Origin of the sequence: Micromonospora zhanjiangensis (genome assembly GCF_042650605.1) — a bacterium.
Classification (GTDB): Bacteria; Actinomycetota; Actinomycetes; order Mycobacteriales; family Micromonosporaceae; genus Micromonospora_J; species Micromonospora_J zhanjiangensis.
Genome location: NZ_JBHSBN010000002.1, coordinates 276,958 through 290,086 on the forward strand (window position 1 = coordinate 276,958; position 13,129 = coordinate 290,086).

At 74.3% G+C, this 13,129-nt stretch carries 12 protein-coding genes; 6 read left to right on the top strand and 6 right to left on the bottom strand.

Annotated elements, in window-relative coordinates; genetic code table 11:
• Window positions 1-14: 14 nt before the first annotated feature.
• Window positions 15-737, top strand: a complete 723-nt coding sequence (locus ACFOX0_RS04385; protein ID WP_449288847.1) for a VIT1/CCC1 transporter family protein — start codon at window positions 15-17, stop codon at window positions 735-737.
• 9 nt (window positions 738-746) lie between these two features.
• Here the strand turns inward: ACFOX0_RS04385 and ACFOX0_RS04390 are convergent, their stop codons facing one another.
• From ACFOX0_RS04390 to ACFOX0_RS04415, 6 genes are all read right to left on the bottom strand, one after another.
• The gene (locus ACFOX0_RS04390; protein WP_377542179.1) at window positions 747-1,214 is read right to left on the bottom strand and encodes a nitroreductase/quinone reductase family protein; all 468 of its coding nucleotides are present in this window, start codon (window positions 1,212-1,214) and stop codon (window positions 747-749) included.
• Window positions 1,215-1,356: 142 nt separating this feature from the next.
• Window positions 1,357-4,224 carry an ABC transporter permease gene (locus ACFOX0_RS04395; protein ID WP_377542180.1) on the bottom strand — a complete coding sequence of 956 codons (2,868 nt, stop codon included), beginning with the start codon at window positions 4,222-4,224 and terminating at the stop codon, window positions 1,357-1,359.
• The gene (locus tag ACFOX0_RS04400; RefSeq protein WP_377542181.1) at window positions 4,221-4,949 is read right to left on the bottom strand and encodes an ABC transporter ATP-binding protein; all 729 of its coding nucleotides are present in this window, start codon (window positions 4,947-4,949) and stop codon (window positions 4,221-4,223) included. The genes ACFOX0_RS04395 and ACFOX0_RS04400 overlap by 4 nt, the downstream gene beginning before the upstream one ends.
• Window positions 4,946-5,548, bottom strand: coding sequence for a PadR family transcriptional regulator (locus ACFOX0_RS04405; RefSeq protein ID WP_377542182.1), 603 nt, complete (start codon window positions 5,546-5,548; stop codon window positions 4,946-4,948). The genes ACFOX0_RS04400 and ACFOX0_RS04405 overlap by 4 nt, the downstream gene beginning before the upstream one ends.
• Before the next feature lie 77 nt (window positions 5,549-5,625).
• Window positions 5,626-6,072 carry a ferritin-like domain-containing protein gene (locus tag ACFOX0_RS04410; RefSeq protein ID WP_377542183.1) on the bottom strand — a complete coding sequence of 149 codons (447 nt, stop codon included), beginning with the start codon at window positions 6,070-6,072 and terminating at the stop codon, window positions 5,626-5,628.
• The gene (locus ACFOX0_RS04415) at window positions 6,069-6,515 is read right to left on the bottom strand and encodes a hypothetical protein (protein ID WP_377542522.1); all 447 of its coding nucleotides are present in this window, start codon (window positions 6,513-6,515) and stop codon (window positions 6,069-6,071) included. The genes ACFOX0_RS04410 and ACFOX0_RS04415 overlap by 4 nt, the downstream gene beginning before the upstream one ends.
• 247 nt (window positions 6,516-6,762) lie before the next feature.
• On the opposite strand from ACFOX0_RS04415, the gene rimP reads away from it, so the two are divergent.
• From rimP to ACFOX0_RS04440, 5 genes are all read left to right on the top strand, one after another.
• Window positions 6,763-7,428 (top strand): ribosome maturation factor RimP, encoded by a 666-nt coding sequence (gene rimP, locus ACFOX0_RS04420; RefSeq protein ID WP_377542185.1) that lies wholly within the window; start codon window positions 6,763-6,765, stop codon window positions 7,426-7,428.
• On the top strand, window positions 7,425-8,480 hold the full coding sequence (nusA, locus tag ACFOX0_RS04425) for a transcription termination factor NusA (protein ID WP_377542186.1): 1,056 nt from the start codon (window positions 7,425-7,427) through the stop codon (window positions 8,478-8,480). The genes rimP and nusA overlap by 4 nt, the downstream gene beginning before the upstream one ends.
• Window positions 8,481-8,576: 96 nt before the next feature.
• The gene (locus tag ACFOX0_RS04430) at window positions 8,577-8,837 is read left to right on the top strand and encodes a YlxR family protein (RefSeq protein WP_377542523.1); all 261 of its coding nucleotides are present in this window, start codon (window positions 8,577-8,579) and stop codon (window positions 8,835-8,837) included.
• A gap of 93 nt (window positions 8,838-8,930) precedes the next feature.
• Window positions 8,931-11,945 carry a translation initiation factor IF-2 gene (infB, locus tag ACFOX0_RS04435; protein WP_377542188.1) on the top strand — a complete coding sequence of 1,005 codons (3,015 nt, stop codon included), beginning with the start codon at window positions 8,931-8,933 and terminating at the stop codon, window positions 11,943-11,945.
• A 94-nt stretch (window positions 11,946-12,039) separates the two neighbouring features.
• Entirely contained in the window at window positions 12,040-13,113 is a 1,074-nt protein-coding gene (locus tag ACFOX0_RS04440; RefSeq protein ID WP_377542190.1) for a TRM11 family SAM-dependent methyltransferase, read from the top strand.
• Window positions 13,114-13,129 lie beyond the last annotated feature (16 nt).

Sequence of the window (13,129 nt, forward strand, 5' to 3'; positions counted from 1 at the left end):
CCGGGGGCCAGCATCTGGACGGCGCCGGCGGGGCGCCCGCGGTGTTCCGGGAGGCCCACCACGCCGACGTCTCCGGCGGGTGGCTGCGGCCGGCGGTGTTCGGCGCGATGGACGGACTGGTCACCAACATCGCCCTGATCGCCGGGGTCGGCGGTGGCGGGGTGTCGCCACGCAACGTCCTGCTGACCGGGTTCGCCGGTCTGGTGGCCGGGGCGATCTCGATGGGACTGGGCGAGTACACCAGCGTCAAGTCGTCCAACGAACAGATCGCCGCCGAGGTGGCCAAGGAACGGCGCGAGTTGGAACGGCACCCGGAGGCCGAGGCGCGGGAACTCGCGGCCGCCTGGGCCGCCCGTGGCCTACCGCCCGACCTGGCCCGGCAGCTCGCCGAGGCGCTCAACCGCAACCCGGAGGAGGCGTTGCGGATGCACGTCCGGGAGGAGTTGGGTGTCGACCCGGACGAGCAGCCGAGCCCGTGGACGGCGGCGTTCTCGTCGCTGCTGTGCTTCTCGGTGGGCGCGCTGGTGCCGTTGATCACCTACCTGCTCGGCTTCGAGAGCCTCTGGCTGGCGCTCGGGGTGGGCGGTCTGGGCCTGTTCGTGGCCGGCGCGGTCGTCGCCCGGTTCACCAACCGGTCCTGGTGGATCAGCGGCGGCCGGCAGTTGCTGCTCGGTGCCGCCGCGACCGCGGTGACCTACCTGGTCGGTCGACTGATCGGGGTCGGTGCGGCGGGCTGAGCGGTGCGCTCAGGCGGTCGGTTCGAGGCGGAAGATCCGCAGGTCCCGGCCGCCGGCCCGGGTCAGGTACGTCTGGTAGGCCGGCCATTCCGACACCAGCATGTGCCAGAGCCGGTCCCGCTCCTCGCCGCTGACCGCCCGACCGCGTACCGGGATCTCCCGGCCCTTGACGGTGACCCGGGCGGTCGAATCGGCCAGCAGGTTGAGGGCCCAGGACGGCTGGTGCGGTTGCCCCCAGTTGGACCCGATCACCACGTACGCGTCGCCGTCCGGGACGTAGAGCAGCGGGTTGGTGCGGGGCTTGCCCGACCGGCGGCCGGTGGTGGTGATCAGCAGCGAGGGGATGACCCCCAACGCCACCACCCGGCCCCGGGTCAGCCGGCCGACCAGCCGGTCGAGCGGCACCACGACGCGGAAGACGGTGGCGAACCATTGCTGGTGACCGAGCCGGCGGGCGAGGTCGGACAGGCCGGGCATCTGCCAATTGTGCCCGCTGCGCGGTCGGTATGCCCAGGGGCGCCCGCTGCGCGGTCGGTATGCCCAGTGTCGCCCGCTGCGCGGTCGGTATGCCCAGTGTCGCCCGCTGCGCGGTCCGTACGACAGGGCCGGCCGGCACCGGTCAGTCCCGGCGGCGCTCGATGGGCAGGCGCGAGCGGGTGAGCAGGCCGGCGCCGAGCATGGCGACCAGCGGCACCACGACCAGTATCCCCAGGGTGTGCCACGGGATCCGCAGCGGATAGGGCTTCTCGACCGGCCAGCTCTCGGCGAATCCCTGGTTGAGCGCGGCGATGACGGCGAACGCCGCGACCAGCCCGGCCGCGATGCCGAGCAGCGAGCCGAGCCCGGCGATCACGCCGGCCTGACTCAGCGACAGCAGTCGGCGGACCCGAGGGCTCGCGCCGATCGCGGCCAGCGTCGACAGGTCGGCCCGGCCCTCCGCGGCGGCGAGCCCGGTGGCGATGCCGGCGGCGCCGATGGTGATCACGCCGGCGGCCACGGCCAGGATGACCAGGGTCACCCAGTCGTTGCCGTGCGGTGGCCCGTTCTCCATCGCCACGTTGAGGTCCGGGCGCAGTTTCCGCAGCGCGGCGGCGAACCGGTCCCGCTCGGCGGTGCCGGGCGCGCCGCTGGTGGCCAGGACGAATCCGGTCTGCCGGTCGGTCAGCCCGGCCCGGGCCAGCAGACCGGGGGAGTAGATCTCGCGGGGAGCCGCCAGCCCGCTGGTGAGCGCGTAGGCCGGCGCGGTCAGCGTACGGGTCTGCGGCTCCTGGTTCGGCCTGTCGGACGGGTACCGGGACAACCGCACGGTGACGGTGCCGTCCTGGACGTACTGCGGGTCGGTGACCACCACCCCACCGGCGCGCAGGGTCGCGGTGGCCGCGGCCACGTCGTCGGGGCGGGCGCCGGTCAGGACGGGCAGCGCCCGTCCGTCGTCGACCAGGTTGAGGAAGGTCGGACCGTAGAAGGTCTGGGACCGTTGGTTGCACCGCGGGTCGGCCCGGGCCGCCCGCCGATCCTGGGCGGAGAGCCGCGGGCCGGGCTGGACCGGGCACTCCCGGGCGGCCGGGAGGACCAGGTTCAGGTAGCAGGTGTCCCCGGCGGCGGTACCCGGCCGGCAGGCCGGCTCGCGGATCTCGACCACGTCGGTCACCGGAAGGCCCGTCGCGGCGGCGGCCACCGCGTCCCGGTCCACCGGCGCCCGGGTGCCGCCGGCATCGGGCGCGAAGACGCTCAGGTACCCGGCGGGCAGCCCGGCCAGGTAGTCCGCGTCGGTGCGGGCCTGGTCGCTGACCAGGAAGACGCCGAGCGCCACGCTGCCGGCCACGGCCGCCATCACCGCGGAGATGGCCGGTGCCGCCGCCGCCCGGTTGCGGGCGGTGTCCCGCAGCGCGATCCGGGGCGCCAACGGCAGCAGCCGGCCGATCCGGGCCAGCAGGCCGACCAGGCTCGGCGTGCACAGCACCAGACCGACCTCGCCGACGACCAGGCCGGCCAGGACGACCTCGGTGATCACCCGGGCCGCGCCGACGAGGGCCAGCGCGACGCCCGCCCCGGCCAGCAGCAGGCCCAGCAGCAGCCAGCGCTTGCGGGAGCGGACCACGCCGCGCCGGCCGGTGAGGCCCGCCACCACGTCCTGCCGGGCGGCGACGAACGCCGGGACCATGGCGGCGAGCATCCCGGTGAGCACGGCCAGCCCGGCGATGCCCAGCAGCGCCGCGGGGAAGAACCGGTACCCGCCGGCCAGCGAGTGCGCCAGGTACCGCTCGACCAGCGGCCGCCCGGCGACCGCGCCGGCCATCCCGACCGCGAGGCCGACCAGCGCCCCGGCCAGGCCGAGCACCACGCCGTCGGCGAGCACCAGCCGGCGCAGCTGGGCCGGTGTCCCGCCGGCCGCCGCGACCAGCGCGAGGTCGCGCTGCCGGCGGCGGGCGCCGACCGCGAAGGCGGGCCCCGCCAGGAGGACGACCTCCAGCGTGCCCAGCCCGCCGACCAGGACGCCCAGGGTGAGCGCCCCGCGGCTGTCCGAACCGATCGGGAACGGCGACTCACCGGCCGGTGGCGGGTGTCGGGCGACGATCCGGGAGTACGCCACCACGCCGTGCCCGTTCAGCCGCTTGACCATCCCCCAGTCCACCCCGCCGGGCACCTCGACCAGCCAGGAGTCCGCCGGGTCGGGCAACCCGTCCGGCGGTACGGCGAGCACCTGACCGAGATCGTCCGGGAACTCCGCGACGCCCACCACGGTCCAGTCGCGGGACCCGTCCGCCCGGGTGAACGTGTCGCCGACCCGGATGTCGAGCCGGCGCAGCGCGGCCTCGCTGGCCACGGCCTCGCCGGGGTTCGCCGGCAGCCGGCCGGTCCGCAGGGTGGCCACGCCACGGATGATCGGGTCACCGAACGGCAGGCCCCGGATCTCCATGCCACCCACGCCGTCGGGGGTGCGCAGCTCCAGCCATTGCCCCGAGGTGGTCGCCGGGACGACCCGGCTGCCCGGTGGCAGCAGCGCGGCCACCTCGGCGACGGTCGCCGGCCGTTGCCCGCCGCCGACGGAGACACTGCTGCCGTCGGTCCAGTTGTCCCCGAGCGGGCTCTGGCGTACCGGCCCGGTGGCCACCCACCGCAGCAGGGCGTCGGCCGAGCCGATCTGCCGGCCCGTCGTCTCGTCCGGGGTGAGGGTGAACATGTCGTAGCTGACCGCGGCGAAGGTGAGCGCCAGCACCGGCAACGCGATCATCGCGACGACGAGGGCGGTCCGTCCCTTGGCCCGGCGCGCCTCCCGGCGGGCGATCCGCAACGCGGTACGCCACGAGACGAACCCGGTGACCGCGCCGTCCCGACGTGGCCGGGCAGGTTCCGGACCCGGCCCGTCCCGGTCGGGCGCGGACCGGCGCCGCGTCGCGCGGGCGGCCCGGCCACCCGGTTCGCCCGCCGGTCCGACCGGCCGGTCGCCGACGGAGCCGGCCGAGCGGCCACCGCCGACGGTCACGGCGCGGCTTCCAACAGCTGCTCCGCCGAGCCCAGCGGGCCGGCGGTGTCGACCATGCGGCCGTCCCGCAGGAAGACCACCCGGTCCGCCCAGGCCGCGTGCCGCGCCTCGTGGGTGACCAGGACACCGGCCGCCCCGGCGTCCACCCGGGCGCGCAGCAGCCGCAACACCGCCTCGCCGGTCTGCGAGTCCAGCGCGCCGGTGGGCTCGTCGGCGAGCACCAGCCGGCGTTCACCGACCAGCGCCCGGGCGATGGCGACCCGCTGCTGCTGACCGCCGGACAACTCGTCGGGGAAGCGGGGGGCCAGTTCCGCCAGCCCCATCTCGTCCAGGGCGGCCAGGGCCAGCGCGCGGGCCCGGCGTACCCGGTGGCCGTCCAGCTCCAGTGGCAGCGCGACGTTCTCCCCGGCGGTCAGGCTGCCCAGCAGGTTGAGATCCTGGAAGACGTAGCCGACGCTGCGCCGGCGCAGCTGGGCCAGCGCCCGGCGGCTCAGCGTCCCCAGCTCACGGCCCTCCACCAGGACCCGCCCCGCCGACGGGCTGTCCAGCCCGCCGGCCAGGTTCAGCAGGGTCGACTTGCCCGAGCCGGAGGGACCCATCACGGCGACCAGTTCGCCCGGCCGGACGGCGAGACTCACCCCGGCCAGCGCATGCACGGTCGCGGCGCCGGTGCCGTGGGTCCGGTACACGTCCCGCAGGTCGAGCACCTCGGCCGCCGCGGTCATCGGCGTACCTCCTGATCGGCGCGCTCCACCGCCTCCGCGGACTCCGGCGGGAGCGGCCGGCGGACCGGCGCGGCGCCCGGTCGTGGCCCGTACCGGGCCACGCTCGCCTCGCAGTGGTCCAGCCAGCGGATCTCGGCCTCGGCCTGGAAGATCATCGAGTCCAGGACCAGTCGCCAGGCGAGGTCGGCCGGATCGGTGTCCCGGGTCTTCAACCGGGTGAACTCCTGCAGCGACCGCATGGTGGCGGTGCGCTGGGTCTGAAGGACGGCGCGGACGTCCACCTCCGGCGTGGTCAACGCGAGGGCCAGCTTGATCGCCAGCTCGTCGCGGGGCCGGTCGGTACGCCGTACCGGCGTGACGAACCAGCTCGCCAACTCGGCCCGGCCGGCCTTGGTGATCTCGTACGGCCGCTGCCCCCCGTCGTTCTCCGGCAGCGGTCGTACCAGGTCGTCCCGCTCCAGCCGGGACAGCGTCGTGTAGACCTGTCCGATGTTCAGCGGCCAGGTCGAACCGGTGGACTCCTCGAACGCGGCGCGCAGCTGGTAGCCGTACATCGGTCCGCGTTCGAGCAGGGCGAGAAGACCGTGGCGGATGGACATGACCTCCGAGTATGCATACCGGGTATATCACCGGTCAAACCCGCTCGGCGCCCGGCCGGCGGGTGGCGGACGGGCGGTCAGCCCGGGGTGCCCGGGAACGGCACGGTGACCGGCGTGGCCCCGGCCGCCCGGCGCCAGCGGGTGGCCCGTACCGCGCAGTCGATCAGTCCGTTCAGGGCGGCGGTCCGCTGGTCGCCGGTGGTGCCGGGCAGCGCGGCCCGCCAGACCGCGGCGGTGCGCTGTTCGATCTCGACCGCCAGGCGCAGCGCGCCGGCCGGATCGGTGACCGGGAACGGCAGGGCGTACGCGGGCGCGGCCGGCGGTGGGGTGGCACCACCCGCGGTGAGCGGATCGACCAGGGCGTCCCGCCGGGCCCGGTGGGACGCCTCGGCGTCCCGCGCGTCCCGCGCGGCGGTGCCGGTCAGCCGTACCCCGATCAACCCGTACGCGTAGCTGGCCGCGTTCTCGGCGGCGAACGCCGCGGCCAGCCGCTCGTGCGCGGTGTCACCCCGCCGCGCCGTCACGCCAGCGCCGCCAGGTGCGTGGCCCGGGCCGCCGCGATCGAGCCGAGCAGCGCGGCCGACTCCGCCGGCGCGGCCAGGCAGGCCCGGGTCGCCGAGTCCTGGCCGCGCTGCTCGGCCGACCGGAGGGCGGCCAGCGTGGCCCCGCTGTCGCCGGTCGGGGCGCCCGGGCTGCCGCCCGGGACGTCGCTGGGCACCGGCACGCCGGCGAGCCGGCCCAGCTCCGCCGCGTGGCTCCGGTGCGCCCGGGCGATCGGGTCGAGCAGGGCGGCGAGGTCCGGGTGGGCGGTCGCCGCGGCCGCGTACCGGCCGGCCAGATCCACCGCCTCGGTGAGCAACGGACGGAGCGGGTCCGGCCCGGCCGGCGATGATCCGCCGAAAAGATCACAGCCCGTCACCAGCGGGGTGCCGGTGGTCAGTGCGGCCAGGCCGGCGGCCCGCAGCACGGCCCGCCGGGACCGGCCGGCGCCGTCGGCCCGGGCGGGGTTTCCGGTACGCACCGGACAAGTCAACACCATTGCCCCCGCCTGGCGGGGGTCGGTTCGCCGTCCACGACCGGCCGAGTCGGTGCGCCGCCCGGGACGTCTGTCGGCCAGCGCGTTACGCTCTGCGCAGCCGCCGGGCACGTCCGCCCGGTGGCAACCTGGCCATGCCGCCGGGAAACGCGCCGACGATCAGGAGAGGGGTGCGGGGATGACGCAGCGTGGCCGCGCCGCCGGCAGGTCGACGGCTGCCCCGCGCAGGGGCGAACGTACCGGCGGTGATCTCACGGCCCGCCGGCTGAGGCTGCGGGCCGTGATCGAACCCGTGGTGACCGCGGCGGGCTGCGACCTGGAGGACCTGACGGTCTCCCGAGCCGGTCGCCGGCACGTGGTCCGGGTGGTGATCGACGCCGACGGCGGCGTCAGCCTGGACGCGGTGGCCGACGTGTCGCGGGCCGTCTCCCAGGCGCTCGACCGGGCCGAGGAGGCCGACGGCGACCTGGTCGCCGGCGAGTACCAGCTGGAGGTCGGGTCGCGCGGCGTGGACCGCCCGCTGACGTTGCCCCGGCACTGGCGCCGCAACGTGGGCCGGCTGGTCAAGGTGACCGTCAAGGGTCCGGGCACCGTTCCCGGACAACGCGCTCCGGCGGCGACGCCCGGCGACCGGCAGGTCACCGGGCGGGTGGTGGCCGCCGACGACGAGCGGGTCGTGCTGGACCTGGACGGCGGGCCGGCCGAGTGGACCCACCCGCAGCTGGGGCCGGGCCGGGTCCAGGTCGAGTTCAACCGACTCGACGAGCTGGCGGACGAGGATCTGACCGAGATCGACGACGTCGACGACGACGACGAAGCAGATGTGGAGGACGAGGAGAGGTGAACATCGACCTCGCGGCGCTGCGCGCACTGGAGCGCGAGCGGGAGATCCCGTTCGACACGATTCTCGCGGCGATCGAGACGGCGTTGCTGACGGCGTACCGGCACACCGAGGGCGCGCAGACGCACGCCCGGGTGGAGATCGACCGGAAGACCGGGGCCGCCCTGGTGTACGCCCAGGAGCTGGACTCCGAGGGCACGGTGACCCGCGAGGTGGACGACACCCCGCACGACTTCGGCCGGATCGCCGCGATGACCGCCAAGCAGGTCATCCTGCAGCGGCTGCGGGAGGCCACCGACGAGGTGCACTTCGGCGAGTACGTGGGCCGGGACGGTGACCTGGTCACCGGCGTGGTCCAGGCGCACGAGGCGCGCAAGGAGAAGGGCATCGTCAGCGTCGACCTCGGCAAGCTGGAGGCGGTGCTGCCGCAGGCCGAGCAGGTGCCCGGCGAGGACTACCCGCACGGGCAGCGGCTGCGCTGTGTGGTGGTGCACGTGGCCAAGGGCTTCCGCGGACCGCAGATCACCCTGTCCCGCTCGCACCCCAACCTGGTGAAGAAGCTCTTCGCCCTGGAGGTCCCGGAGATCGCCGACGGCACCGTCGAGATCGCCGCCATCGCCCGCGAGGCCGGCCACCGCACGAAGATCGCCGTACGCTCGACGGCCTCCGGGGTCAACGCCAAGGGCGCCTGCATCGGGCCGATGGGACAGCGGGTCCGGGCGGTGATGAGCGAGCTGCACGGGGAGAAGATCGACATCATCGACTGGTCGGACGATCCGGCCACCTTCGTCGGCAACGCCCTCTCCCCGGCGAAGGCGCTGCGGGTCGAGGTGGTGGACGCGGCCAGTCGGACCGCCCGGGTCACCGTGCCCGATTTCCAGCTGTCGCTGGCGATCGGGCGGGAAGGGCAGAATGCCCGACTGGCTGCCCGGTTGACCGGTTGGCGGATCGACATCCGGCCGGACAACGAGCCGGCCGGCGGTGCGGCGCCGACCGGTGGCCGGGGCGTCGCTGATCACGTTCCCGAACCGGGCGGGGCGATCTCGGGCGGCTAGGGGTAGACTTTTCCCGTGGTACGACGTGCGTCGCCGGTACGTACCTGTGTGGGCTGCCGGCAGCGTGCGCCGATCCAGGGGTTGCTGCGGATCGTCGTGCTCGGTGATGAGGCTGGTCACAGTCTCCGACCCGATCCGGCCCGTAGTATGCCGGGTCGGGGGGCGCATCTGCATCCGGATCCGGCCTGTCTCACGCTGGCGCTGCGGCGCCGGGCCTTCGGCCGGGCACTGCGCGTCGGTGGTGTTTTCGACACCGACGAGCTGGCCGAGTACATCGAGGCGTCAACCAGCTCGTCCGGTCACCCGACCGGACGAGGGTCGCAACGCAACGCAAGCAAGGTAGGACGACCAACATGAGCACACGATGAAGTCCCAGAAATGACCAGGCTTCAAGTGCACGAGTGAGGTCGCTGCGGGTGCTGCCCGCACGACCTCGGAGTGAGGAGTGCAGTGGCAGGCAAGGCCCGCGTTCACGAGCTGGCAAAAGAGCTCGGGGTCGAGAGCAAGACCGTTCTCGCCAAGCTGAAAGAGATGGGCGAGTTCGTCAAGTCCGCGTCCAGCACCGTCGAGGCCCCGGTGGCCCGACGGCTGCGTAGCGCCTTCGTCGCGTCGGCCGGCCAGTCGGCCCCGACCGGTCAGGCGCCGACGCCGGCTCCGGCGGCGCCCACCGCGCCGGCCGCCCCGGCGGCGCAGCAGTCGACATCGGCGGAGTCCCGGGTTTCGGCCCGGCCCACCCCGCCGCGCAGGCCGGCGGTCCCGTCGGCTCCCAATCGGCCCAAGGGGCCCGTTCCCGGAACCCCGGCGCCGACGCCGGTGGCGAAGCCGGCGAGTGCCCACGACATCGAGGTGGCCGCCGCCGAGGCGCGTGCCGCCGCGCTGAAGGCCGAGCAGGAGGCCGCCCGCCAGGCGGCCCGGCAGCAGCAGCAACAGCAGCAACAGCAGCGGGAGACCACCCGGCGGGAGCCCCCCGCCGACGGTGGACAGGCCCGGCCGAAGCCCGGTCCGGGCGCGGTTCCGCCCCGTCCGGGCAGCCCGGCGGCCGGCCGTACGGCCACGCCGAACCCGGCCCCCGGTCGGCCCGGTGGACGTCCGCCGGCGCGCAGCGGCGGTAACAACCCGTTCGGCATCACCTCCGGCGGTCAGCGTCCCGCGGCACCCGGTGGCAACCGGCCCGGCCCGGGCAACATGCCGCCGCGGCCGAGCCCGGCGTCCATGCCGCCGCGGCCCAGCCCGGCGTCCATGCCGAGTCAGCGTCCGGGTCGCCCCGGCGGTCCCGGCGGTGCCGGCCGGCCCGGTGGCGGCGCGGGTCGTCCCGGTGGTGGCGGCGGTGGCGGTGGCTTCCGCGGCGGTCCCGGTGGTGGCGGCGGTGGCGGTGGCGGTGGCTACCGTGGCGGTCCCGGCGGCGGCGGCGGTGGCGGTGGCTACCGTGGCGGTCCCGGTGGTGGCGGCGGGGGCGGTGCCCCCGGTGGCTTCCGGCCCGGCGCGCCGGGTGGTGGCGGCGGTCGCCCCGGTGGTGGCGGTCGTGGTCGTGGTGGCGGTGCCGCGGGTGCCTTCGGGCGTCCGGGCGGCCGGCCGACCCGGGGTCGCAAGTCGAAGAAGCAGCGCAGACAGGAATTCGACAACCTGTCCGCGCCGACCATGTCCTCGGGCGCGCCCCGGGGACAGGGCCAGGTCGTCCGGTTGTCCCAGGGCGCTTCGCTCTCCGACTTCGCCGACAAGATCAACGCCAACCCGGGCTCGCTGGTCCAGGAGATGTTCAACCTGGGCGAGATGGTGACCGCGACCCAGTCCTGCTCCGACGACACGTTGAAGCTGCTGGGCGAGCACCTCGGCTTCGACGTGCAGATCGTCAGCCCGGAGGACGAGGACCGCGAGCTGCTCGCGCAGTTCAACATCGACCTCAACGCCGAGGTGGCCTCGGACCGGCTGGTCAGCCGTGCGCCGGTGGTGACCGTCATGGGTCACGTCGACCACGGTAAGACCAAGCTGCTCGACGCGATCCGTAAGGCGAACGTGGTCGAGGGCGAGGCCGGTGGCATCACCCAGCACATCGGCGCCTACCAGGTCCGCGTCCCGCACGAGGGCGAGGACCGGGCGGTGACCTTCATCGACACGCCGGGTCACGAGGCGTTCACCGCCATGCGTGCCCGTGGTGCGCAGGTCACCGACATCGTGGTGCTGGTGGTCGCGGCCGACGACGGCGTCATGCCGCAGACGATCGAGGCGCTGAACCACGCCAAGGCGGCGGACGTACCGATCGTGGTCGCGGTGAACAAGGTCGACAAGCCGGACGCCAACCCGGACAAGGTCCGCCAGCAGCTGACCGAGTACGGCCTGGTCGCCGAGGAGTACGGCGGCGACACGATGTTCGTCAACGTGGCGGCCAAGCCCGGCATCGGCATCGACGAGCTGCTGGAGGCGGTCCTGCTGACCGCCGACGCGGCGCTGGAGCTGACCGCTCCGATCGACGGGCCGGCGCAGGGTGTGGCCATCGAGGCGCACCTGGACAAGGGTCGCGGCGCGGTGGCGACGGTGCTGGTCCAGAAGGGCACCCTGCGGGCCGGTGACTCGATCGTCGCCGGTGGGGCGCACGGCCGGGTCCGGGCGATGCTCGACGAGAACGGCAAGCAGGTCAGCGAGGCCGGTCCGGCGCGTCCGGTCCTGGTGCTCGGTCTGACCGCCGTGCCGGGCGCGGGCGACACCTTCCTGGCGGCCGAGGACGACCGCACGGTGCGGCAGATCGCCGAGCAGCGGCAGGCGCGGCGGCGGGCGGCGAGCTTCGCCAACTCCCGTGGCCGGGCCACCCTGGAGACGCTCATGGAGCAGCTCAAGGAGGGCGAGAAGACCTCGCTCAACCTGGTGCTCAAGGGCGACGGCTCCGGTTCGGTGGAGGCCCTGGAGGACGCGCTGTTCAAGCTCGACATTCCGGAGGAGGTCCAGCTTCGGATCATCCACCGGGGCGTGGGCGCGATCACCGAGAGCGACGTGATGCTGGCCAGCGCGTCGTCCGAGGCGGTCACGATCATCGGCTTCAATGTGCGGGCCGCCAACAAGGTCCGCGAGATCGCCGACCGCGAGGGCGTGGAGATCCGGTACTACACGGTCATCTACCAGGCCATCGAGGAGATCGATGCGGCGCTCAAGGGCCTGCTCAAGCCGGAGTACGAAGAGGTCGAGCTGGGCACCGCGGAGATCCGCGACGTGTTCCGGTCGTCCAAGATCGGCAACATCTCCGGCTGTATCGTCCGGTCCGGGATCATCCGGCGCAACGCCAAGGCCCGGCTCATCCGGGACGGCGCGGTGGTGGCGGACAACCTCACCATCAGCTCGCTGAAGCGGTTCAAGGACGATGCCACCGAGGTCCGCGAGGGCTTCGAGTGTGGTCTGACCCTGGGCGGTTACAACAACGTCCAGGTCGGCGACACCATCGAAACCTTCGAGATGCGCGAGAAGCCGCGCGCCTGACCGGCACGCGGTGAGCACCGACGGCCGGGACCCACGGGTCCCGGCCGTCGGCCTGTCCGCGGCCCAGCACCGCCCCGGTGCGAGAATCTGCCGCGTGATCAGGTACGCCATGCTCCTCGCCCCGTCCACCAACCGGGTCTACGCCGACGCGGCCGGCCGGCTCGGCCGGGCCGAGCTACGGATCTTCGCCGATTCCGGGGTGCTCGGGACCGGTCCGGTCGAGGTGACCGGACCGGAGCGGATCGGTGGGGTGGAGTACCTCTGCCTCGCCGTGCCGGAACCCGGGCTGACCGGGCGCGACCTGGCGTACCTGGCCAACCTGTCACCGGCGTACGCGTTGTTCGAGCGGGTCGGTGACGACCTGCTCCGGCCGGTGCCGCTGACGCCGCTGGCCCGGTTCGACTCCGACCTGATCACCATTCCGAAGTACGCCGGCAAGACCAACGAGCAGTTCACCCGGCTGCTGCTCAACGTGACCCTGCTGGCGTCCGCGTCGGCGCCGGACATGCTGGACCGGCGACTGGTCGTGCTCGACCCGCTCTGCGGTCGGGGCACCACGCTCAACCAGGCCCTGATGTACGGCTACGACGGGATCGGCGTGGAGGTCGACGGCAAGGACGTGGACGCGTACGCGGCGTTCCTGCGTACCTGGTTGCGCCGTAAGCGGCTCAAGCACACCGCGGAGCTGGTGCCGGTACGCCGGGACCGGCGGCTGGTGGCCCGCCGGTTCGAGGCGGTGCTGGCGGCCACCCGGGAGGAGCACCGGGCCGGGACGAGCCAACGGATCACCGTGCTGCACGCCGACACCACCCGGGCCCGGGAGATGCTCCGTCCCGGCTGCGCCGACGTGATCGTCACCGACGCCCCGTACGGGGTGTCGCACGGCAGCCGGACCTCGGGGCAGGGGCTCTCCCGCAGCCCGCTGGACCTGCTCACCGGGGCGGTGCCGGTGTGGCGGGAGCTGCTGCGACCCGGCGGGGCGCTCGGGCTGTCCTGGAACACCCACGTGACGCCCCGGGCCGACGCCGAGGCGGTCCTCGCCGACAACGGGCTGCGGGTGCTGACCGGTTCGGGCTATCCGGAGCTGGCCCACCGGGTCGACCAGTCGATCAACCGGGACGTGCTGGTGGCGGTGGCGCCCGATCCGGCGGGGCCGGAAATCCGATGATCGACGGGGCGGGCAT